Genomic DNA, 23,502 nt, shown 5'->3' with positions numbered 1-23,502 from the left:
CCCCTCCCCCAGGATCTGTTGTCAGCCGAGAACTTCAAGCGTACGCATGATACCGCGCAGTTCCGCCAGACCCTTCAGCCGTCCGATGCAGGAATAGCCGGGATTGACCTTCTTGCCTATGTCGTCGACGATCGCATGGCCGTGGTCCGGGCGCATCGGGATCTGCCAGTCCGCGCGGCCTTCCGCCTTGCGACGCTTTTCCTCGGCCATCAACGCCATCACCACGCGCACCATGTCCGTGTCGCCCTCCAGATGCTCGGCTTCGTGGAAGGAACCGTCGCCTTCCTTGGTGACGTTGCGCAGGTGGGCGAAATGGATATCGGAGGCGAATTCCTTCGCCATCGCGACGAGATCGTTCTCGGGATTGGCGCCGTAGGAGCCGGTGCAGAGCGTGATGCCGTTCGAGGGCGACTTCACCGCCGCGAGCAGCGCGCGTGCATCGGAAGCCTTGCAGACGACGCGCGGCAGGCCGAACAGCGGGAATGGCGGATCGTCCGGATGGATCGCCATCCTGACACCCGCCTCTTCGGCGACCGGGATGATCTCGTTCAGGAATGTGAAGAGGTTTTCGCGGAAACCGCTCTCCGACAGTTCCTTGTAGATGTCCAGCATGCGGCTGAGGCTCTGCCGGTCGTAGACGAATTCGCGGGCGGGCACCCATTCAATCAGGTTGCGTTCCAGCCGGGCGAGATCGCTGTCGCTCGCCGTCTTCAGCCACGCTTCGGCCCTGGCGATACGGTCGGAAGGATGATCTGCCTCGGCGCCGGGGCGCTTCAGGATGAACACGTCATAAGCGCAGAATTCGACGATATCGAAACGCAGCGCGGTGCCGCCATGCGGCATCTCGTATTCGAGATCGGTGCGCGTCCAGTCGGTGATCGCCATGAAATTGTAGCAGACCGTCCTGACGCCGGCCTTGGCGACCGCGCGGATCGAGGCCTTGTAGTTGTCGATCAGCTCGCGGTAACGGCCGGTTCGGGTCTTGATGTCCTCGTGGACGATGATGCTTTCCACTACCGACCAGGTGAGCCCGGCCGCCTCGATGATCGCCTTGCGCTTTAAAATCTCGTCGTCCGGCCAGATACGGCCGTCGTTGACATGATGCAGCGCGCTGACGATGCCGGTCGCGCCGGCCTGTTTCACATGCGAAAGCTTGACCGTGTCGTCCGGTCCGAACCAGCGCCAAGTCTGTTCCATTGTCGTTGTACCTTATCGATATCAGCCGAGCCGCATGCCGGTGGCGGCATCGAAGACATGGCTGTTGGTGGGCGCGAGCGCCAGATTGAGCACTTCGCCGGTCTTGATGAAAAGTCGCTCGCGCAGCTGCGCTGAGAACTTCTGACCGTCGACGGTGCCTTGGACGAAGGTCTCCGAGCCGGTTGGCTCGATATTGGTCACCGTTATCGGGATGCCCTCGTTGCCGGCGGCAATCGCCAGATGTTCGGGACGGATGCCGTAAGTGACAGCGGTGCCGGGGGAAGCGGAAGCCTCCGGGCCGAGCGGCAGGCGGACGCCATTTTCGGTCAGCACGGACTTACGATCCTCGGCCACCTTGCCGGAGAGGAAATTCATCGAAGGCGAGCCGATGAAGCTGGCGACGAAGGTGTTGACCGGCTTGTCGTAAAGCTCCAGCGGAGCGCCGACCTGTTCGACGATGCCGTCCCGCATCACCACGATCCGGTCGGCCATGGTCATCGCCTCGATCTGGTCGTGGGTGACGTAGACGGTGGTCGTCTTGATGCGGGCGTGGATGTCCTTCAGCTCGGCGCGCATCTGCACGCGCAGCTTGGCGTCGAGGTTCGACAGCGGTTCGTCGAACAGGAAAACCTTGGGGTTGCGGACGATGGCGCGGCCCATGGCGACGCGCTGGCGCTGGCCGCCGGAGAGCTGTTTCGGGTAGCGCTTGAGATAATCGGTAAGCCCCAGGATGCGCGCCGCGTCGTTGACCCGCTCGGCAATCTCCTCCTTGGATTTCTTGGCGAGCCGCAAGGAAAAACCCATGTTCTCGGCGATCGTCATATGCGGGTAGAGCGCATAGTTCTGGAAGACCATGGCGATATCGCGGTTCTTCGGCTCGACCTCGTTGATGACGCGGCCATCGATACGGATCGTGCCGCCGGAGATATCTTCGAGCCCCGCGATCATCCGCAGCAGCGTGGACTTGCCGCAGCCGGAGGGGCCGACTAGGACGACGAAAGCGCCATCCGGCACATCGACCCACACGCCCTTGATGGTCTCGACGTCGCCATAAGCCTTGCGGACGTTCTGGATTTCAACGGAAGCCATGTATTTATCCTGAAACTGTTCGAGTTTGGGGCTTCAGCCGGTCTGCGGCGTTAACGGCTGCGAGCAGGCTGAGGCCGGTGTGGTAGCCGGGATCGAGATCCGGCGTGGCGGGCACGAAATCGACGGGGCCGTCCTTCGTCATGGTCTGGTAGGCGATCGGCGGTGTGCCGCGCCAGTAGCGCCCGAAGAAGGCGGCGTGGGCGGTCTTCCAGACGCCCAGGCTCTCGGCACTGCCGGTGCGCTCGTGGGCGAGAGCCGCCGAGCGGATGGTTTCCGGCAGCGACCACCAGGGGCAATAGGGGCTCTGTGCCTCGCCGGTCTTGATTGACACGGTGAGCGTGATGCCCGGACCGACGAAGCCCTTGTCGAAGGATGAAACGAGAATGCGTTCCAGTTTGTCGATCAATGCCGGATCGGCGGTGTCATCGAGATAGTCGAGCGCGAAGCCGACGAACTCGATGCCATGGCCGACATTGCAGCTGTCCTCGCCGGGCACGTTGCGGAGGAGGCCAGTCGCGGCGTCGTAATGCCTGTCGATGACATGGGCGATGAAGCGGTCGGCAAAGGCGAGATGCGCAGTGTGGCCGGCGCGTTTCAGCATGCCGGCGGCGCCAAGCAGGATCATGTGTGGGCCGAAATCGTCGGCCTGGGCGGCGAGGCTGTCGAGCGAGAGGGGCCGGCGTTCGTCCATCTGGAAACGGCCGGTTTCGATGGCAGTGATCACACGGTCGAAATAGGCGAGGTGATCGAGGATATCCGGCAGGCCATAGCGGCTTGCAGCGGCCACCAGCCCCTTGGCCACGAAGGCATCGGAATAGGTGTAGATCAGCGCCGGCTTTTCCTGAGCGTGGACGACGTTGGACTGGTCGGCATAAACGGCCCTCATGTCACGGTCGTAGCAGAAATAGGCGTGACCATCCGGCTTCTGCAGGCCTGCCAGCAGGTCGTATAGCCGGTGGGCGGCGGCATCGAGCTTTTCGGCCAGAGGCGGCAGCTCGTGCCCAAAGAACTCCGCGTGTCCGACGAGGGCTTCGAGCCCCCGCCCCTGAATCCAGCCATAGGTGTAATTCGGGCCGCGCACGCCGTCCCCGGCGTCGTAATCCTTCAGCGTCAGGCTGTTCTGCTTGGTGTTCAAAAACCCGCCGCCGAGCATCGGCCGCTGCAGTATCCAATAGAGGGTACCGGCATTGGCTGCGGCATAGGTGGTGCGGGCTTCTTCAAAGAAATCCATCGTCACTCCTTGAGGCCGGTGCTGGCGACGCCCTGCACGAAATTGCGGCGAAGGATGACGAAGAGCAGGATGGATGGAATGAGGACTGTGGCGGAGGCGGCACTGAGGCGACCGAGATCGACCGTGAAGCCGGTCTGGAACAGCGCCAGCCCGACCTCGATCGTATAGCTGGTACGGGTCGTCGCGACGATCATCGGCCAGGCGAAGGCGGTCCAGGCCTGGAAGAAGGCGAGCACGGCGAGCGCGCCAAGCGCACCGCGCAGCAGCGGCAGGACGATGTGCAGGAAAATCCAGAACTCGCCGGCGCCGTCGATGCGGGCGGCTTCCAGCAGTTCGTCGGGGATCGAGTGAATGACATTCTGGCGGATCAGGAAGATGCCGAAACTCATCACCAGATAACCGAGCAGCAGGCCCCAGACGGAATTGAGGATGCCGAGGCTCTTTGCCTGGAAATAGAGCGGGATCATGTAGACCTCGAACGGCACGATGGCGGTTGCGAGGAAGAGCGCGAAGAGGATGTTCAGTGTCCGGAAGCGGAATTTTCCGAAGATGTAACCGGCGATCGCCGAGGTGGCGACGATCGCGATCGTCGACATGACGGCAAAGGCGATGCTGTTGCCGATCCAGCGCAGCAGCGGCGTTTCGCCGAGCACGGCAGAGAAATTGGCGATCGTCGGGTCGCGCGGGATGATGGTCGGCGGCCAGCTCAGCATTTCCGCCGGCGTCTTGAAGGCATTGGCCACCAGGAAGACCAGCGGCAGGAGCATCAGGATCGAAACGACGACCAGGAATACGTCGATCGCGAAGTTGATTGCGCGCTTCTTGCGGCGCAGGCGCACGCCCTCGGAAAGCTCTTCGGTGGTGGGCTCGATATAGTTCGCGGAATTGGTCGTCATGCCTTGCCCCTTTCCCGTAGCATCGAGAACTGGATGAGCGTCAGCGCCAGAACGATGACCAGAAGGACGACGGCTTCGGAGGCCGCATAACCGACGCGATAATTGCGAAAGCTGTTTTCCAGCATGTCGAGAACCAGAACGCGCACCTGCCTTCCGGGCGCGCCCTGCGCATCGGACGCCAGGACGAAGGCCTGAGCGTAGACATTGAAGCCGGAGACCAGCGTCACGACCGAGACGTAGAGGGTGATGGGTTTCAGCATCGGGATCGACAGGTACCAGAAGCTTTGCGGGCCGGAGGCGCCGTCCAGCTTGGCCGCTTCATAAAGCGAGACCGGCAGGTTCTTGAAACCGACGATATAGATCAGCACCGCATAACCCAGCGCCTGCCAGGAGCAGAGAACAATGATGCAGATGACCGACAGCACGGGATCAAAGAGCCAGGATTGCGCCGGGATGCCGAAAAAGGTCAGGAGCGCATTCAGCGGGCCGAGACGAGCGTCAAAAATCCACTTCCAAGCCATGGCGGCGGGAACCAGCGAGACGACATGCGGAATGAAAATCGCGGTCTCGTAGAAACCGGCCATCCGCGAGCGGGTGCGGTGGAAGATCAGAGCGGCGATGATCAGGGCCATCGGAATGGTGAGGACCAGCACGCCGAAGGCGATGATCGTGGTATTGACCAGCGCATCGAGGAACAGGTGGTCGTCCATCAGCTCGCGGAAATTGGCGAGGCCGACGAAGGGCTTGTTCTTCGACAGGATGTCCCACTTGAAAAGGCTGAGCCTCAGCGTGTCGACGATCGGATAAAGCCGGACATAGGCAAAGATTGCCAGGGTCGGCAAAATCGCAAGGATCGCAAAAATCCATCTTTTGCGCTTCAGCATAAAGTTTGGCCTGTAGACAGCAGGGTTCGGCCGCGGCGCGGGTCGGACCCAGGATCCCCGTTTTAAGTGCCCGGAGCAATGATGCTCCGGGCCCATGCGAATGGCGAGTCGTGGCGGCGATTATTTCGCAGCCAGGCCTTCGCGGGCGAGGATGGTGTTCACTTCGTCGCTGGCCTTCTTGAGGAAGGCGTCGATCTTGGCATCGTCGCCGGCAAGCGAGGCGTCACCGAAGGCGACGACGAGCTGGGCGGCAACGCGGGTCAGTATCTCTTCGATCGGGCCGATCGACGGCAGCGTGAAGAACTCGTAACCCTTCGGATAATCGACGAAGGCGGCAAACGCGGGCTGCTTGGAGGTCACGGCCGAATAATCGACGCCGGAACGGTTCGGCAGCCAGCCGACGTTCTGGAGCAGCCAGACGAGATTTTCCGGCGAATTGGCAGCCTTGGCGAATTCCCAGCCGACCTTGGCATCGGCGCCCTTGCCGGCGACGTAGAGGTTGGTGGGCAGCGCGATCGAACCCTTCGGCAGCGGCGCGGTGGCGTATTTCAGATCCGGCGCCTTCTTGGCGATGTCGCCGATCACCCAAGATTCGCGGATGAACATGGCGGTCTGGCCGCGCTCGAAGGCATCGGCGTCCGCCGGCATTTCCGGGGTGACCGTCTTGGTGGTGAAGATGTTGGTGAGATACTGTTTCAGCGCCTTGCGACCAGCTTCATTGGCGAAATTGGGCTTCCACTTGCCGTCGCCGGCGGGAACGAGGATCGCGCCGCCGTATTGATGCATGTTGATCCAGAATTTCTCCGCAATGCCCTGGCCACCGCCCGAGAGACGCATGCTCCAGCCGGAGACGGTCGCCTTGCCGGATGCGTCGCGCTTGGTCAGCTTCTCGGCATAGGTCGAATATTCCTCCATGGTCTTCGGCGCGGTCGTCAGTCCCGCAGCCTTGAACATGTCGGTGTTATAATAGAGGGCGCCCTGGCCGCGGAAGAGCGGCACGCCGTAGATCTTGCCGCCCTGGCCCGCGGTATCGCTGAAGAACTTGTCGAAATTCTTCGGGTCCTTGACGAAGGTCGAGATATCGGCCGGCGCTTCCGGCAGAAGATCGTTTTCAAGATAGCGGGTGGCGGTGGAGCCGGAAAGCTCGATGACCGTCGTGCCGTCCTGGCCGCCGGTGAGGCCGAGCGCGACGCGCTTTTCGTGCTCGCGAAGGGCGATCGCCTCGACCTTCACGTCGAGTTTCGGATAGGCGGCCTTCATGCCCTGGGCGACATGTTCGTAGAACGGCGCCATTTCCGGATAACCGCTCCAGACCGTCAGCGTTTCAGCCGAGGCCGTGGAAACGCCGGAGAGAAGGGCTGCGCCGAATGCCGCGCTCATCAGCAGCGCGCGGGTCGAAATCCTAGTCTTGACTGATCTGTTTTTCATGTCCCTGTTCCCTTGTTGTTGTTAACAAAAAGCTCTCATGCAACCGGTTGCGTGTCAAGCATCGGATCGTTTGTGGTAGCCCGACTGTTCATGCGGCCTTGCCTCCGCCTGAGGTCTCATCCGCGAGCCTGATGGCGCAGGCCGCGAGCGTTTCCGCCGAGCCCGGCGCGAAGGTGGCGGCCAGGCCGTAATAGCGATGCGCCTCATCGACTTCGTAGCCGCCGAACTGGAATTCGCTGGCCGGTGGGATGTAGCCCGGATTGTCATCGGCAAAACCGATCACGAAGGCCAACCTGTCCGCGCCGAGTGCAGCACGGATTGCTAGCGCCGTTTCCGCAAAGATCTCGCCCGGCAGAGCGATGATCGGCACGCCGCCCCAATCGAGCACGGTGACGCGTTCGGGGAGCGGCTGAGGTTCGACGGGCGCAATGCCGCGCACCCAATCGGCCCAATAGCCAAGCAGGCTTTTGCGGGCGGGTTCGGCGGTCAAAGCTTCTTCTCGCCAGCGGTTTTCGAGAACGTCGGGGGCTTCCGTCTCGCGACGTTCGAAACCCAAGGTAACGGTGCCGTTCCGGGCTTTAACAGTCCCGGACACCGGCTGCTCGGCAGCGGTGAGCGCCGCCTCGGCGATCTTGCGGCCGATCCGTTCGGCGGCGGCAAAACTGCGGTCCGGGTTTTCGGCAACCGAGATCGAGGCATGCGCCGAATGCCCTGTATTGGCGTCGCCGACGCAGCCGGTCATGAACAGGGCGACCGCGCCGGGATAGGTTTCCTCCAGCACCTGGCGCACGAAATGCGGATAATCTGCGGTCCAGAGAAGATTGTCGGCCGCCAGCACCACCGGATGGCAGGCATAGGCGGTGGCGACGGCAATCATTTCGCCCTTCTCGTCACGGATGCGAAGAAGCGGCAGGGAAGTGTCCACGGGTCCGCCCGGATGGCGCCGATTGCGCGCAATCCCCGGATCACTTCCCTGCCCCGCAGTGATCGTTGCCGGGCGCCTGGCGGCCGCAGCCCTGTCGATGGCGGCCACGCAGGCGTCTTCCAGCCGTTCCATATAGGCCGGATCGGCGGCGATGCTGAGCCGGCCGACCATGGAGACCGGACCGCCGTGATTGTGGAGTGCTGCGACCACGACGTTTTCTGCCGGGAGGACGGAGCGCCCGCGGATCCGGGCGCTGATCGCGGCATCGATGCCGATGACATCGGCGACGACGACCGCGGTATCTTCGACAACCACTGCCCTGACCGTGAGGGCATCATGAGCGCCCTTGGCGGGCAGCGCGCGGGCCGCAAAGCCGGACATCGCAAGGCCCGGCGGCGGGGTGATATCGACGATGGCTGCTCCGGCCCGGATCATGCGCAAAATGCCTTTTCGCCGTGGACCCAGGTTTCGCGGATATACAATTCCCGCTCACCGTCCGGCCATTCGAAGCGGATGAGATCGGCCCGCGCGCCCAGCTCCAGCCGTCCGCGCCCGCCGACGAAGCGGCCCGGGTTTGCGGTGGCGAGCAGAAGCGTATCGGCAAGCCGAAGGCCTGCCATATCAACGGCGATCACCACATTGGCGGAGAGCGGCAGGCTTGCGCCGGCAAGGTAGGGCGTGCCGGCGACGCTGATGCGGCCTTCGGGAGACACTTCGACGCGACCGCCGACGGGCTGGTCATAGACGCCGGGCGGCATGCCGGCCAGCGCCACCATGTCGGAGACGAGTATCGCCCGATCCATGCCCTTGGCGCGCAGCATCGCCTTGAAGGCATCGGCCGGCAGGTGCCAGCCATCAGCAATGAAGCTTGCCGCCAGCCGGTCGTCGGCAAGCTGGGCCCAGATGAAATTCGGGTGGCGCGGCAGCATGGCGGCGGCACCATTGCCGAGATGGGTGGAGAGAACCGCACCCGCCTTCGCCGCCGCGTGGATTTCCTCCGGCGTCGCGGCGGTATGGCCGAGCGCCACATGGACGCCGCGGGCGGTAAGCGCCCGGATATAGTCGAGGCTGCCCTGGTGTTCCGGTGCAATCGTCACCAGCGAGACCAGATTGCCGGATGCCTGCTGCCAGCGATCGAATTCCGCGATCGACGGCGGGCGGACATGAGCCAGCGGATGGGCGCCGCGAGGGCCGTCCTTATCCGAGATCGACGGGCCTTCGACATGTATGCCCGGCACCATTTCAGCGATCAGGCGGTGGCCGGCGCGGATCCTGGCGATATCGGAGAGGGCCTGAAGGATAGAGGCCTCGGACGCCGTGATGATGGTCGGCAGCCAGGTGGTGACGCCGACGCTCAACATCTCCTCGCAGAGCGAGAGGAGGATGTTGGCGGTAACCTCGCCATTGTTGAGGTCGAAGCCTCGATAACCGTTGACCTGCAGGTCGATCAAGCCGACGGAGAGATAAAGCGCACTGGTATTTTCAGCAGGACGAATGGCAGCAATCTTGCCGTCGGCGATGTCGATCGCGATACCTTTGCCGGTGCGGGGATCGATGCCGTCGACGATCATCTTAGAGCGCCCTCACCCGGCCCTGGAAATTGGCGATGAAGCGGCCGTTCGCCTCGTCGCCGCCCGGTGCGTTGCCGCTGCGCCAGACCGGCGGTTCGATGCCGCGCTCGACGAGTTTTGCGACCGTGCGGATGACCATGCAATTCAGCGTGAACGCATTGGCGAAGGTGGAGATCGCCGCGATGTTTTCGCCCATGCCCGGGACCGTCACGACCGCATCGCCGATCGGCACCTTGCAGTCGATGGCAATGTCGACGATGTCGTGCAGGTTCTGTTTGGTCGGATGGCGGGCCGGGTGATCCGGCGAGGTTTTCGAGGCGTGTTCGCGGGAACTGACCCCGATCAGGAAGGCACCGCGGCGTTTCGCTTCCAGCGCCGCATCGATCAGCGCGGCGTTGATGCCGTAAGCGTTGACGAGGATCAGCAGGTCGGTGTCGCCGAGCCGCTGGTTGGCGATGACTACCTTGCCGTAACCGGGCGTGCGTTCGATCGCCATGGAGCGCAGCGCGCCGTTCGAGAGCAGCGTTCCTTCGTCGAGAATGGCGCTGATATGCATCAGCCCGCCGGCGCGGAAGAAGACCTCCTGCGAGGCCAGATTGGAGTGGCCTCCGGGGCCATAGATATGCACCAGCCGGTCGGCGGCGATCTGGTCGGCGAGCTTTTCTGCCGCCTTGTCGAGCGGAGCCTTTTCCTCCTCCAGGACCCGGCGCATCAGGCCTTGAGTCGAGGCGAAATAACCTTCGCAGAGCGCATCCGCATCGATGACGGGGGTCTCAGGCATCGGGGTCAGAATCCTTGTCGATATAGAGGGTGCAGGCGGCATGGAAGCGCAGGACGCTGGCCGGGCATTCGGTGGTCAGGGGGCCGTAAAGCGTCTTCGAAACGGCATCCCGCTTGATGGAACCTGGCACGACGCAGAACAGCCGGTCGGCACGCAAGAGGCGCGGCACCGTGAGCGTGATCGCCTCGTAGGGCACGGAGGCGAGGTCAGGGAAACAGTCGTCATCGACCTGCTGCTGGCGGCAGATATCGTCCAGTTCGACGATCTTGACGTCCAGCGGATCGTTGAAATCGGCGACCGGCGGGTCGTTGAAGGCGATGTGGCCGTTGACGCCGATGCCGAGGCAGACGAAGTCGATCGGCGCCTCGTTCAGCAGGTCGGAATAGCGGCGCACTTCAGCTTCCGCATCCGGCTCCGGGGTGATCCGGTGCACGGCCGCGAATGGCAACTTGGCGAACACATGCTCGTCCAGCCAGTTGACGAAACGGGCGGGCGAGGATGGCGAAAGGCCGATATATTCGTCCATGTGGAAGGCGGTGACGCGCCCCCAGTCGATGCCCGGCGCGGCACAAAGCGCCTTCAGCATATCCGCCTGGCTGGGGGCGGCGGCAAAGACCATCCGGACTTCGGCCTGGCTTGCGAGGCGTTCTGCCAAGGCGGCGGCAATGTCGGCGGCCGCGGCGGCGCCCATCTCGGCCCGCGTTGCAAAGCTTTCGACCGAGAGGCGGTCGAAGGTCCGCCGCGTTTCCGGCGAAGGACGATGGGCGGTGGCGATGGTCAACGCGGTCTCCATGTCTGCAGGGACGTGTCGGCAGGCGGGCTTCGCCTCGCCGCGTCCGTTGCAGGTCCCCTTTTCTTGTTGGCGAAAGATTTCCATGCAACCGGTTGCATGTCAAGTGGATGAATGTCAGTCTTCGGCTCGGATCGGGGTCAGAATTGATAGCGCTGCGAACTTCATGCTAAGTGCCAGGCCAAACGGGCAGGTTCTCAATTTCCATGATCAAGCGGACCAAGGGCGTCACTATCAGCCAGGTCGCGGATGCGGCAGGCGTTGCGCGTTCCAGTGTCTCGCGCGCCTTCACGCGGCCGGACATGCTCTCCCCGGAAACCGTGACGCGGATCATGAAGGCGGCGGAAGCGCTCGGCTACGTGCCGAACCACACGGCGCGGGCGCTCAGCACCGGGCGGCACGGCAATGTCGGGCTGATCGTGCCGGATATCGCCAACCCGTTCTTTCCGCCGCTGATCCAGGCTGCCCAATTGGAAGCGGACCGGTCCGATTTCTGCATCTTCCTCGGCAATACGGAGGAGAACCCGAAGCAGGAGGACAAGCTGGTCGGCCGGTTCGCTGGCCAGGTCGAGGGCCTGGTGCTTGCCTCCTCGCGCCTTTCGGACGAGCGCATCCGGGCGCATGCCGGCCTGTTGCCGCTGGTGCTGATCAACCGCGATATCGACGGTATCCCTCGGGTGCTGATCGACAGCGGATCGGGTGTACGGGAAGCGGTCGAACATCTCGCCCAACTCGGGCACCGCCGGATCGTTTATGTCAGCGGCCCGTCGAATTCCTGGTCGAACAAACAGCGCCGCACCGCCATCAAGGCCGCCGCAACACGGCTTGGCATTGTAGTCGAAACGGTGCCGGCGGTGCTGGCGAGCTACAATTCCGGCCGCCAGGCGGTCGGCGCGATCCTTGCCACCGGCGCCACGGCAGCCGTCGCCTTCGACGACCTGACGGCGCAGGGCGTGCTGGCCGGGCTTTCCGAAAAACGGGTTTCGGTGCCTGGCGATTTCAGCCTGATCGGCTGCGACGACGTGCTCGGCGCCGTCACCTACCCGGCCCTGACCTCGGTCTCCAACCGCTCGACCGAGGCGGGCCGGGTGGCCGTCTCGCTGCTCCTCGACATGCTGCAGTCGCGCGCCATACGCGACGTGCGTTACGTCCTGGAAACGCACCTCGTGGTGCGCAATACTACGACCGCGGCGCGATAGCTTGGGAACCTTGCCGCCAACGGCCGGTTCGGAAGGATATCCAATCTTTCCCGAGAGGTTTCCATGGCCAAGAAGAACAAGAAGAAATGGTCGAAGGACGTGACCGAACACAGCGATGCGATGGACCTGAAGGATGGCGTATTTAAATCGCGCAGCCCGGAAAAGATCGCCGACTCCCTCCAGCATTCAGCCGAAGCAAGCCATCGTCGCAAGTCGAGCCCTTTCCGATCGGCCATGTCGATGCTGAATTTCTACATCAACCGCGCCGGCGGCCAGCTTTCGAAATCGCGCCGCGCCACGCTGGAGAAGGCCAAGGATGAGCTTCGCAAGGATTTCGGCCGTGAACCGAAGCATTAAGATTACCCCGCCGAGCCTCGACGCCATGACCTCCACCGCCGATACCACCCTCGAGACCATTCTCTTCGAATCCAGCGACTGGGTGCCGAACAATTCCGATCTGCCGGTGCTGGTCTATCGCAATGCGATCCCGGCAGAAGGCGAGATGGCGCCGACGTTCGAGGAGCGGTTTCGGCAGAATGGCTGGCAGGGGATCTGGCGCAATGGCGTCTTCGACTATCAGCATTATCACACCGGCGCCCATGAGGTGCTGGGGATTGCCGACGGCCGGGCGCGGTTGCTGATCGGCGGGCCTGGCGGCACGGAGTTCGGCGTCAATGCCGGCGACTGCCTGATCCTGCCCGCCGGCACCGGCCACATGCGGATCGATGCCAGCCGGGATTTCCTGGTGGTCGGGGCCTACCCGCCCGGGCAGGAGGCGGACATCCAGACCGGGCCGGCGAGCGATGCGCAGCTCGACAGGATCGCCAAACTGCCGCTCCCAAAGACCGACCCCGTGGGCGGTGCCGAAGGCGCGCTTCTTCGCGCATGGTCGCCCCGCCGATCGTAGAGCTTCCTCACACCTCGGCCGGGGCGCGGAATAACAGTATTCAACCCGCTTTTCGAGTGGCGAAATCTCGTGTTTTAAGCCTGGAAAACGGCCGTAAATCAGGCATTGGGACACCGCGGCATAAGCGGGGCCATCGAGGCCATTAGATTTCAGCCGGAAGCCCCTCTCACGCCGCTAGGGCATTTGACGGCCTCAAAAATGTATGGCTACCTTATATTTTAGCGCGAGCGGGAGGAGACTGCTCGCGTCACATCACACTCCGGCCTCGCCCGCGAGGTGTCGGACTGAACTCTAGGAGGAGAGTGCAGTGAAGCGATTTCTGGCAGGCGCCCTGGCGCTGGTGTTTTCCGCATACATTCCGGGCGGTACAGCCACCGCCGCCGACGATTATCCGAGCCGGCAAATCACACTGATCGCCGGTTTCCCGGCCGGCAGCGGCGCGGACGTCTATGCCCGCTTCTTCGCCAAGAAGCTCGAAGAACAGCTCAAGCAGACCGTCATCGTCGACAACAAGCCGGGTGGCCTCGGAAGCCTTTCGGTCGTCGCGCTGAAGAACGCCAAGCCGGACGGCTATACGATGCTGATCGGTTCGGCCGACCAGCTCACCGCGGCACCTTACGTCTTCAATGCCCCGCCCTATGATCCGCTCAAGGATTTCGACTATGTCGCGCCGGTGTTCAGCCAGGCGTTCATGATGCTGGTCAACGCCAAGTCGCCCTACCAGAAGATTTCCGACCTGACCAAGGCGATGAAGGAAAAGGGCGCCAAGGGCTCCTACGCCACGTCGAACTTCCCGTCCGTCATCCTCGCCGAAATGTACAAGGCCAATACCGGCGTGCCGGACACGCTTCAGGTGCGCTACAAGACCAGCGCCGACTCGCTCAACGACTTTGCCAGCGGGGCGATCGACTACATGGTCGGCGACCCGGTCTTCGGCCTTGCCCGCTCGCGTGACGGAACGCTGCGCGTGCTGGCCGTCAGCACGGCCAAGCGCATTTCCTCGGTCCCGGATATCCCGACTTTCGCGGAAGAAGGCGTGCCGAATGTCGATGTGCGCATCTGGTGGGTTCTCGCCGCCCCCAAGGGGACGCCGAAGGATATTCTCGACAAGATGCACAAGGTGATGACGCAGGTCACCACCAGCGAAGAAGCCCGCAAATTCGTCGGCACCAATGGCGGCGAGCCGATGACGCTCGACAGCCCCAAGGCGACCCTCGACTATGCGACGATGGATACCAAGCGCTGGGAAGAGTGGGCGAAGATCGGCAAGATCGAAAAGCAGTAGGCTTCCAGACGCATGACCGTATCAGGAAGGCCGGAGGGATCTCCGGCCTTTTGCGTTTCAGCTTGTCGGAAAATAGAGCGAAGGCGCCTCTCAGGAACAACTACGGATTGATCATCTGCATCAACAGCTTCGCCGAAGCTGCAGGCCCGAAGCGTGAGAAACCGCGTGAGTCGGGCAATTTTATCGGAACCAGCCCCACCGCTCGACAGTTAGACCGCAAATTCGACGGCTCTAATCGACGGCGAGGCAAATCCCATGAACACGCGTCCCCAATTCATCGCCGGGACATCCCTCGCGCAACTCCCACCCCAGATTTACTACGTTCACCCCTTGATGCTGAGGGGGCTCGACGCGTGGAGGGAGGTTTTTGCGCACGCGAGGGACCTCGGTTTCGATACCGTGCTGACGGCGCCGCTTTTCGAACGAGGTCAGAATGCAAGCGTCTTCGTAACCAAGAATTTCGATCGGATCGACCCTGAGCTTCAGATCGGCTCTTCCGTCGAAGAAGGGTTCAAGGCTCTGATCCAGGCCGCGCGCGAAAGCAAGGTCAAGCTGATGCTCGACCTCGTCGTCGACCGAATTGCGGTGGATGCACGACATGCCGGGCCGATCCTCGCCGATCCTCGGGTCGCGCCGCGGGAAAGCTGCAGCCGCGGCATCGATTTCATGAACGAAGCCCGTCATATCGAGAATTGGCGCAAGCGGATGGCGCAGCTGACCGGCCTCGGGATTGCCGGTTTCCGCTGCCTCGGCATCGGCCGCCTGGCGCCGGAAGCCTGGTACGACCTGATCGTATCGACCCGCAAGACCGCGCCGGAAACCGCCTTTCTGGCATGGACGCCCGGCACCTCCTTTGAGGATCGAAGGGCGCTCGAGGGGGCCGGTTTCGACGGCAGCTTCTCGTCGCTTGCCTGGTGGAACCTGGAGGAGCGCTGGATCCTCGACGAATACCAGATCCAGCGGCAGCTCGGGTACCAGGTCACGTTTCCGGAGGCGCCCTTCGGCAAACGCATCGCCCATGGTACCGACAGTTGCGAAGTGCTGCAGAGGAAGGCGATCCGCTCGCTGAAGCTCGCTGCAACCTTCGCCAGCGGGCTGATGATCCCGATGGGCTTCGAATTCGGTGCTTCCACGCCGCTCGACCCGCTGTTTGGCGACGGGATGGGCCTGCGAGGCCTACGCGAGCAGGGTTCATTCGATCTCTCGGCCGATATCCGGAGCGTGAACGCCGGCACCAACAAGACGGCGGCCGGCTTTGCCCGCCAACCGCTCCGTCTCATCTCCACCAGCCAGACGCCGGCCGTGGCATTGATGCAGACCGACCGGGAAGACCTGCGTTCGGCGCAGAAGGTGCGCGTCGTGGTTCTGAATCGGGATCTGCGTCGCTCCGTGGCCGCTCCCTTCAACGTGCTGCGCGAGGCGGCCGCGCCCTTCCTGCCGCTCGAAGCGCCGGAGGCGGATGGCGAAGCCTTTGCCGCGCAGCTCAAGCTGAAACCCGGCGAGATCAGGATTTTCGAGGGCCGTTCGTCGGTGCCGATCGTCGACGCCGCACCGGTGCCCTCGGTAGACAAGGCGACCGCTTCGCCCCGGCTGGCGATCGAGAAGATCACGCCGTCCGTCGACGACGGCCGTTTCGTGGTCAAACGGGTGGTTGGCGAGACGGTGAAGGTCGAGGCGGACATTTTTGGCGACGGCCACGATCCGCTGGCGGCGGCGCTGCTCTGGCGCGCTGCCGACGAGACGGAATGGACCGAAGAGCCCATGCAGCTCGTCCTGAACGATCGCTGGAATGCGGAATTCACGCTGAAGCGCATGGGGCGCCACGAATTCCTGATCGAGGCCTGGCGCAATCCCTTCGCGATCTTCCGCTATGAATTCGTCAAAAAGCATGAAGCGCGGCTCGATTTGCGGCTGGAAATCCAGGAAGGCATCAACCACGTTCTCGATGCGCTGGACTATTCGTCCGGCAGGATCAAGACGCGGCTAAAGGCGCTGTTCGACAAGCTGACCGAGGTGCAGGACCCGCAGCGCACGGAAATCCTGCTGGCGCCCGAGACAGCCGATCTGATGGCGGAGGCCGATCGTCGACCGTTCAAGGTCCGCTCACAGGCAATTCAGGTCGATGCGGAGCGTATCGCTGCCGGTTTCGCCAGCTGGTACCAGATCTTTCCCCGCTCGCAGAGTGGCGATCCGAACCGGCACGGCACGTTCGACGACGTCATCAAGCGGCTTCCCGCCATCCGCGACATGGGTTTCGACGTTCTCTATTTCCCGCCCGTCCACCCGATCGGCAAGACCAACCGCAAGGGCAAGAACAACTCGCTGAGCCCCGCGCCGGACGATCCTGGTAGCCCTTATGCCATCGGCTCGGAGGACGGCGGTCATGACGCGATCCACCCGGAGCTCGGCACGTTCGAGGATTTCCGCCGGCTGGTGGACGCCGCCCAGGACGAGGGAATTGAAATCGCGCTCGACCTGGCGATCCAGGCCTCGCCCGATCACCCCTGGCTGAAATCACATCCCGGCTGGTTCGACTGGCGGCCGGACGGGACGATCCGGTATGCGGAAAATCCGCCGAAGAAATACGAGGACATCGTCAATGTCGATTTCTACGCCCATGACGCGATCCCCTCGCTCTGGGTGGAACTCCGCAACATCGTTCAGAAATGGGTCGACAACGGCGTAAAACTGTTCCGCGTCGACAATCCGCACACGAAACCCTTCCCGTTCTGGGAGTGGCTGATCGCCGATATCCGCGCGCGGCATCCGGACGTCGTCTTCCTGTCGGAGGCCTTCACCAAGCCGAAAGTGATGTACCGCCTCGCCAAGGTCGGCTTCTCACAGTCCTATACCTATTTCACCTGGCGCAATGCCAAGTGGGAACTCGAGCAGTATATGCGCGAGATCACCACCGAGGAGCCGAAGGAGTTCTTCCGCCCGCATTTCTTCGTCAACACCCACGACATCAATCCGGACTTTCTGCAGAACGCGCCGCGGCCGGCCTATCTGATCCGCGCCGCCCTTGCCGCGACGCTATCCGGTCTCTGGGGTGTCTATAACGGTTTCGAGCTTTGCGAGGGCCGGCCGGATGCCAAGCGCAAGGAATATGCAGATTCGGAGAAATACGAGATCCGCGCCTGGGACTACGACCGTCCCGGCAACATCAAGGGCGAGATCACCCTGCTCAACCGGATCCGCCGCGAGAATCCGGCGCTGCATTCGCATCTCGGCCTGCAGCTTCTCACCGCCTGGAACGACAACATCATGTTCTTCGAGAAGGCGAGCGCCGGTCGCGAGAACGTCCTGCTGATCGCGATCAACCTCGATCCGCACAATGCGCAGGAGGCGGATGTCGAAATACCGCTCTGGTCATGGAACCTCCCGGACCATGGCGCACTTGACGTCGACGACCTGATCACCGGCCAAAAGTTCACCTGGACCGGCAAGATGCAAAGGCTGCGGCTCGATCCCCATTGGGGCCTGCCCTTTGCGATCTGGCGCGTGAGATAGGGGAGAAAGCAAAAAAATGGATATGACGAGTGCAAACCGGGGCCAGGGGCAAAACCCGGCACAGATGAATGAGGGCGATCCGCTATGGTACAAGGATGCCGTCATCTACCAGCTCCACATCAAATCGTTCTTCGATGCGAATGGTGACGGGATCGGCGATTTTCAGGGCCTGCATGAGAAACTAGACCATATTGCCTCGCTCGGGGCGAACGCGATCTGGCTGCTGCCCTTCTTTCCCTCGCCGCGCCGCGACGATGGTTACGACATCGCCGACTACGGCAATGTCAGCTCCGACTACGGCACGATCGAGGAGTTCCAGGCCTTCGTCGAGGCGGCGCACCAGCGCGGCATCCGGGTCATCATCGAGCTCGTCATCAACCACACGTCCGACCAGCATCCGTGGTTCCAGCGGGCGCGGCATGCGCCGCCCGGCTCTCCGGAGCGCGACTTCTACGTCTGGTCGGATACGGACCAGAAATTCCCCGAAACCCGGATCATCTTCCTCGACACGGAAAAATCGAACTGGACCTGGGATCCGGTCGCCGGCGCCTATTACTGGCACCGCTTCTACTCCCACCAGCCGGACCTCAACTTCGACAATCCGCAGGTGCTGGAGGAGCTGCTCGGCGTCATGCGCTTCTGGGCGGATACCGGCATCGACGGCTTCCGGCTGGACGCGATCCCCTATCTCGTCGAGCGCGAGGGGACGAACAACGAGAACCTGCCCGAGACCCACGAGATCCTGAAGAAGATCCGCGCTTCGCTCGATTCCACCCATCCCGGCAAGATGCTGCTCGCCGAGGCCAATCAATGGCCGGAGGACACGAACGAGTATTTCGGCAATGGCGACGAATGCAACATGGCGTTCCACTTCCCGCTGATGCCGCGCATGTACATGGCGATCGCCAAGGAAGACCGTTTCCCGATCACCGACATCATGCGCCAGACGCCGGAAATCCCGGAAAACTGCCAGTGGGCGATCTTCCTGCGAAACCATGACGAGTTGACCCTCGAAATGGTGACCGACGAGGAACGCGACTACCTCTGGAACATCTATGCCGCCGACCGCCGGGCGCGCATCAATCTCGGCATTCGCCGCCGATTGGCACCGCTGATGGAGCGCGACCGCCGTCGCATCGAGCTGATGAACGCACTGCTGCTTTCCATGCCCGGAACACCGGTTCTCTATTACGGCGACGAGATCGGCATGGGTGACAACATCTATCTCGGCGACCGTGACGGGGTACGGACCCCGATGCAATGGTCGCCGGACCGCAATGGCGGTTTCTCCAAGGCCGATCCGGCCCGCCTCGTCCTGCCGCCGGTGATGGACCCGCTCTACGGATACGAGGCGGTGAATGTCGAGGCGCAAGGTTCCGATGCCCATTCGCTCCTGAACTGGACCCGGCGCATGCTGGCATTGCGCAACAAGCACTCCGCCTTCGGGCGCGGCTCGCTGAAATTCCTGACGCCCGGCAATCGCAAGATCCTCGCCTATCTGCGGGAATACAATGGCGAGACCATCCTCTGTGTCGCCAATCTCTCGCGCCTGCCGCAGGCGGTGGAACTCGACCTGGCACATTTCGCCGGCAGCGTGCCGATCGAGCTTTCCGGCATGTCGCCCTTCCCGCCGATCGGCCAGCTCACCTATCTGCTCACCCTACAGCCCTTCGGTTTCTTCTGGTTCCAACTCGTGGCCGAAGCGGATGGTCCGGTCTGGCGCAAGGAGCCGCCGGAGCAGATGCAGGATATGGTGACCATGGTCACCCGCCGCGACCTGCAGGAACTGGTCGACGAGCCCCGGCTTGCCGCCACGCTCTCCAACGAGGTTCTTCCCGCCTATCTCGGCAAGCGGCGCTGGTTCGGCTCCAAGGGTCAGGTCCTGAATGGGGCCACACTGGTCGCGGCAACGCCGATCGCCTTTGCCAACAACATCCTGCTCGGTGAGCTCGAGGCGGAGGTGGATGGCCGCAAGGACACCTATCTGTTGCCGCTTGCTGTGTCCTGGGACGATGCGCAGCCCACCGCGCTCGCCCAGCAGCTGGCGCTCGCCCGTATCCGCCAGGGCCGCCGCGTCGGCTTCCTGACCGACGGGTTCGCCATGGAGGGCCTGGCGCGCGGCGTGATGCGTGGGCTTCGCGAGCGTTCGGTGATTTCCGGTCGCGCCGGCACATTGGAATTCATCGGTACGGAAAGTCTCGACAGCCTGACGGTTACCGACGACATGGCCATCCGTTGGCTCTCGGCGGAGCAATCCAACAGTTCGCTTATTTTGGGCGACCTGGCGATGGTGAAGCTCATCCGGCATGTCTTCCCCGGCGTGCATCCGGAAGTGGAAATGACCCGATATCTGACCAATGTCGGTTATCAGAACACCGCGCAACTGCTCGGCGAGGTCGCCCGGACGGCCCCGGAGGGCGATCGCTACACCCTGATCATCGTTCAGAGTGCGATCCGCAATCAGGGCGACGCCTGGAACTGGATGCTCAGCAATCTGCGCCGCGCCATTGACGAGATCGTGGTGACCGGTCTTGAAGGCGAGGTGGTGGACGAGCATTTCAAGCCGCTTGTAAACTTGGTCGCGACCATCGGCAAACGGCTCGGCGAGTTGCATGCGGCGCTCGCCCAGCCAACCGACGACCCGGACTTTCAGCCGGTCCGGGCAACGGCGGCCGATGCCGAAAAATGGCGCGAGGCCGTCACAGGCCAGATTTCCCACAGCCTGGCAATCCTCGAAAAAACGGTCGAAGGTCTGGATTCGGATATCGCCCTCGAGGCAACAGCAATCCTCGACCGCCGCGACCAGCTTCTCGGCCTCGCCACGCATCTTGCCAGCGCCGTCGAAGGCACGCTGATGACCCGCAACCATGGCGATTTCCATCTCGGCCAGATCCTGGTTGCGGAAGGCGACGCCTATATCATCGACTTCGAAGGCGAACCGACCCGCGACCTCGCCGAGCGCCGCGCCAAGACCAATCCGCTGCGCGACGTCGCGGGACTTTTGCGGTCGCTGAGCTACCTTGCCGCCTCGGCCGATCTCGACCGGGAAATCGTCAGCGAAGTGGACGACGCCCGCCACAAGGAGCTCGTCGCCCGTTTCATCGAGATGGCGGAACCGGCCTTTCTCCACGCCTATTTCGAGGCGATCGAGAATTCCGAGGCGTTGCGCATTCCGCAGGAGGCCCGCGCGCGGATCCTCGATCTCTTTCTGCTTGAAAAGGCTGCCTACGAGATCGCCTACGAAGTGCGCAGCCGTCCGCACTGGCTTCCCCTTCCGCTTGCCGGCTTCTCGGCGATCGCATCCCGACTTCTGGAGAATGTCTCATGAGATACGAGCGCACAGACCTGATGATCGGCACCGTCCGCGAGGGCTTGGCAGCCCTGGTCGAAGGACATCACGGAGACCCATTCTCGATCCTCGGACGGCATCAATACGGCAATCTGACCGTGGTCCGGGCGCTGATGCCCGGGGCGCTGTCAGTCGACGTGGTGGAGACCGAGACCGGCAAGGTGCTGGCCGAACTGGAAACCATCCATGAAGGCGGGCTGTTTGCCGGGGTGACCGGCAGCACAACGCCCTATTTCTTCCGAATCCACTGGCCGGACGCCATCCAGGAGATGGAAGATCCCTATTCCTTCCCGCTGCTGCTCGGCGATCTCGACCTGCACCTGATCGGCCAAGGCACCCATTACGATCTCGGCCGGACGCTCGGCGCCATACCGATGGAGGTCGAGGGCATCGAGGGCGTGCGCTTCGCGGTCTGGGCGCCGAATGCGCGGCGCGTCTCGGTGGTCGGCGATTTCAACGCCTGGGACGGCCGGCGCTACCCGATGCGGCTTCGCACGCAGGCCGGCATATGGGAACTCTTCCTTCCCCGCCTCACCCACGGCGAGCGCTACAAGTTCGAAATCCTCGACGGCAACGGCAACCTGCTGGCGCAGAAGGCCGATCCGGTCGCCCGCTCCAGCGAGGCAGCGCCATCGACGGCGTCGATCGTCGCCTCGTCGAAACCGTTCCGCTGGACCGACGACGACTGGATGCGCAGGCAGCGCGCGGACCGCGCCCGCGAAGGGGCGATGTCGATCTACGAGGTGCATCTCGGCTCGTGGCTGCGGATCGCCGAAGAAGGAAACCGCCATCTCGACTGGGTGGAACTCAGCCAGCGATTGATCCCTTACGTCCAGAACCTCGGCTTCACCCATATCGAAATGCTGCCGATCATGGAGCATCCGTTCGGCGGCTCCTGGGGTTATCAGCCGCTCGGACTGTTCGCCCCGACCGGACGTCACGGCACGCCGGAGGACTTCGCCTATTTCATCGACCGCTGCCATCAGGCGGGCATCGGCGTCATCCTCGACTGGGTGCCGGCGCATTTCCCGACCGACGTCTGGGGTCTTGCCAAGTTCGACGGCACGCCGCTCTACGAGCATGCCGATCCTCGTGAAGGTTTCCACAGGGATTGGAACACGCTGATCTACAATCTCGGCCGCAACGAGGTGAAAGGTTTCCTGATCGCCTCGGCGCTCGAATGGCTGGAGCATTACCATGTCGATGCGCTGCGGGTCGACGCGGTCGCCTCGATGCTCTACCGCGACTATAGCCGCAACGAGGGCGAATGGATCCCCAACCAGTATGGCGGGCGCGAGAATCTCGAAGCGGTCGAATTCTTCAAGCACCTGAACAGCATCATCCATGACCGCTGCCCCCACGCATTCACGGCGGCGGAGGAATCGACCGCCTGGCCTGGCGTCACCAAGACGACCGAAGAAGGTGGGCTCGGCTTCGACTTCAAATGGAACATGGGCTGGATGCACGACACTCTGCATTACATGCAGGAAGACCCGGTCTACCGAAAATACCAGCACGGGGCGATGAGCTTCGGAATGATCTATGCCTATTCCGAACGCTTCATCCTGCCGCTCTCCCATGACGAAGTGGTGCACGGCAAAGGTTCACTGGTGGCCAAGATGCCGGGCGACCGCTGGCAGAAGCTTGCGAACCTTCGCGCCTATTACGGCTTCATGTGGGGCCATCCCGGCAAGAAGCTGATGTTCATGGGCGGCGAACTGGCGCAGGAGACCGAATGGAACCATGACGGCTCGGTCGTCTGGGACCTGCTGGACAGTCCCGACCACGCAGGGGTCCAACGGCTGATCCGCGACCTGAACACGCTCTATGCCCAGGAACCCGCACTGCAGTTCGGCGACCTACATCATGAAGGCTTCGAATGGGCGGTGGCCGATGATGCCGAGAATTCCGTCTATGGCATGTTGAGGAGCAGCGAAGACCGATCCTCGCATATCCTTGTCGCCTCCAACCTTACGCCCATGCCGCGGCACGGCTACCGCATCGGCGTGCCGGCGGAGGGACGCTGGGAGGTGGTGCTGAACACCGACGCGGCGCTGTATGGCGGGTCCAATCTGGGGCAGACGGAAGCCTGGACGGAACGTGCGCCGGCGCATGGCAGGGAGTTTTCCATATCGGTTGTATTGCCGCCGCTGGCGACGGTGTTCTTGCGGTGGAAGGGGTAGGTTTCGGGTCGACTTAGAGCGCGAGTTCCTAAGGACATTTCCAAATTGAGGAAGTTCCGTGAGGCCCCCCCCTTCTGCCCTGCCGGGCATCTCCCCCTCAAAGGGGGGAGATCAGCCAGAGGCGAGTTCATCGCCTCTCATTGAAGCGCGAAGTTTCAGCGGCAATGGGAGTGTTTAGTTTCATCCCTACGATCATGATGGGGCAACTCCATCCGATCTCCCCCCTGAGGGGGAGATGTCCGGCAGGGCAGAGGGGGTGCGACCGCAGAACAGCACG

At 62.8% G+C, this 23,502-nt stretch carries 17 protein-coding genes; 7 read left to right on the top strand and 10 right to left on the bottom strand.

Features of this window, described 5'->3' with window-relative positions:
- Positions 1 to 21: 21 nt before the first annotated feature.
- The 10 genes from uxuA to J2857_RS14920 all read right to left on the bottom strand — a co-directional run bounded on the left by uxuA (position 22) and on the right by J2857_RS14920 (position 10,783).
- The gene (gene uxuA, locus J2857_RS14965) at positions 22 to 1,197 is read right to left on the bottom strand and encodes a mannonate dehydratase (RefSeq protein ID WP_210010906.1); all 1,176 of its coding nucleotides are present in this window, start codon (positions 1,195 to 1,197) and stop codon (positions 22 to 24) included.
- Between the two features lie 21 nt (positions 1,198 to 1,218).
- Positions 1,219 to 2,286: an ABC transporter ATP-binding protein gene (locus tag J2857_RS14960; protein ID WP_210010905.1), complete on the bottom strand. Its 1,068-nt coding sequence runs from the start codon at positions 2,284 to 2,286 to the stop codon at positions 1,219 to 1,221.
- 4 nt (positions 2,287 to 2,290) lie between these two features.
- Positions 2,291 to 3,517, bottom strand: coding sequence for an AGE family epimerase/isomerase (locus J2857_RS14955; RefSeq protein ID WP_210010904.1), 1,227 nt, complete (start codon positions 3,515 to 3,517; stop codon positions 2,291 to 2,293).
- A gap of 2 nt (positions 3,518 to 3,519) precedes the next feature.
- Entirely contained in the window at positions 3,520 to 4,413 is an 894-nt protein-coding gene (locus J2857_RS14950; protein ID WP_210010903.1) for a carbohydrate ABC transporter permease, read from the bottom strand.
- A complete protein-coding gene (locus J2857_RS14945) occupies positions 4,410 to 5,297 on the bottom strand; it encodes a carbohydrate ABC transporter permease (protein WP_210010902.1) in 888 nt (295 codons plus the stop codon). Before J2857_RS14945 ends, J2857_RS14950 begins: the two co-directional genes overlap by 4 nt.
- 120 nt (positions 5,298 to 5,417) lie before the next feature.
- Positions 5,418 to 6,725, bottom strand: a complete 1,308-nt coding sequence (locus J2857_RS14940; RefSeq protein ID WP_210010901.1) for an extracellular solute-binding protein — start codon at positions 6,723 to 6,725, stop codon at positions 5,418 to 5,420.
- An 88-nt stretch (positions 6,726 to 6,813) separates the two neighbouring features.
- Positions 6,814 to 8,085, bottom strand: coding sequence for a neutral/alkaline non-lysosomal ceramidase N-terminal domain-containing protein (locus tag J2857_RS14935; protein WP_210010900.1), 1,272 nt, complete (start codon positions 8,083 to 8,085; stop codon positions 6,814 to 6,816).
- Entirely contained in the window at positions 8,082 to 9,221 is a 1,140-nt protein-coding gene (locus J2857_RS14930; protein WP_210010899.1) for an N-acetylglucosamine-6-phosphate deacetylase, read from the bottom strand. The genes J2857_RS14935 and J2857_RS14930 overlap by 4 nt, the downstream gene beginning before the upstream one ends.
- Before the next feature lies 1 nt (position 9,222).
- On the bottom strand, positions 9,223 to 10,002 hold the full coding sequence (locus J2857_RS14925) for a sugar isomerase domain-containing protein (RefSeq protein WP_210010898.1): 780 nt from the start codon (positions 10,000 to 10,002) through the stop codon (positions 9,223 to 9,225).
- Positions 9,995 to 10,783, bottom strand: a complete 789-nt coding sequence (locus J2857_RS14920; protein ID WP_348635679.1) for a 6-phosphogluconolactonase — start codon at positions 10,781 to 10,783, stop codon at positions 9,995 to 9,997. The genes J2857_RS14925 and J2857_RS14920 overlap by 8 nt, the downstream gene beginning before the upstream one ends.
- Before the next feature lie 215 nt (positions 10,784 to 10,998).
- On the opposite strand from J2857_RS14920, the gene J2857_RS14915 reads away from it, so the two are divergent.
- The 7 genes from J2857_RS14915 to glgB all read left to right on the top strand — a co-directional run bounded on the left by J2857_RS14915 (position 10,999) and on the right by glgB (position 23,225).
- Complete coding sequence (locus J2857_RS14915; RefSeq protein ID WP_210010897.1) at positions 10,999 to 11,991, top strand: LacI family DNA-binding transcriptional regulator; 993 nt, start codon at positions 10,999 to 11,001, stop codon at positions 11,989 to 11,991.
- Positions 11,992 to 12,054: 63 nt separating this feature from the next.
- Positions 12,055 to 12,348 carry a DUF3175 domain-containing protein gene (locus J2857_RS14910; protein ID WP_210010896.1) on the top strand — a complete coding sequence of 98 codons (294 nt, stop codon included), beginning with the start codon at positions 12,055 to 12,057 and terminating at the stop codon, positions 12,346 to 12,348.
- 25 nt (positions 12,349 to 12,373) lie between these two features.
- A complete protein-coding gene (locus tag J2857_RS14905) occupies positions 12,374 to 12,898 on the top strand; it encodes a cupin (protein ID WP_210011688.1) in 525 nt (174 codons plus the stop codon).
- Between the two features lie 307 nt (positions 12,899 to 13,205).
- Complete coding sequence (locus J2857_RS14900) at positions 13,206 to 14,183, top strand: Bug family tripartite tricarboxylate transporter substrate binding protein (RefSeq protein ID WP_210010895.1); 978 nt, start codon at positions 13,206 to 13,208, stop codon at positions 14,181 to 14,183.
- Positions 14,184 to 14,438: 255 nt separating this feature from the next.
- Entirely contained in the window at positions 14,439 to 17,693 is a 3,255-nt protein-coding gene (locus J2857_RS14895) for a maltotransferase domain-containing protein (protein WP_210010894.1), read from the top strand.
- A gap of 22 nt (positions 17,694 to 17,715) precedes the next feature.
- A complete protein-coding gene (gene treS, locus J2857_RS14890) occupies positions 17,716 to 21,021 on the top strand; it encodes a maltose alpha-D-glucosyltransferase (RefSeq protein WP_432420167.1) in 3,306 nt (1,101 codons plus the stop codon).
- Positions 21,018 to 23,225 carry a 1,4-alpha-glucan branching protein GlgB gene (glgB, locus tag J2857_RS14885; RefSeq protein ID WP_210010893.1) on the top strand — a complete coding sequence of 736 codons (2,208 nt, stop codon included), beginning with the start codon at positions 21,018 to 21,020 and terminating at the stop codon, positions 23,223 to 23,225. The genes treS and glgB overlap by 4 nt, the downstream gene beginning before the upstream one ends.
- Positions 23,226 to 23,502 lie beyond the last annotated feature (277 nt).

The organism is Neorhizobium galegae, assembly GCF_017877055.1.
Taxonomy (GTDB): domain Bacteria; phylum Pseudomonadota; class Alphaproteobacteria; order Rhizobiales; family Rhizobiaceae; genus Neorhizobium; species Neorhizobium galegae_D.
This window is presented reverse-complemented; position numbering and strand designations above follow the sequence as displayed.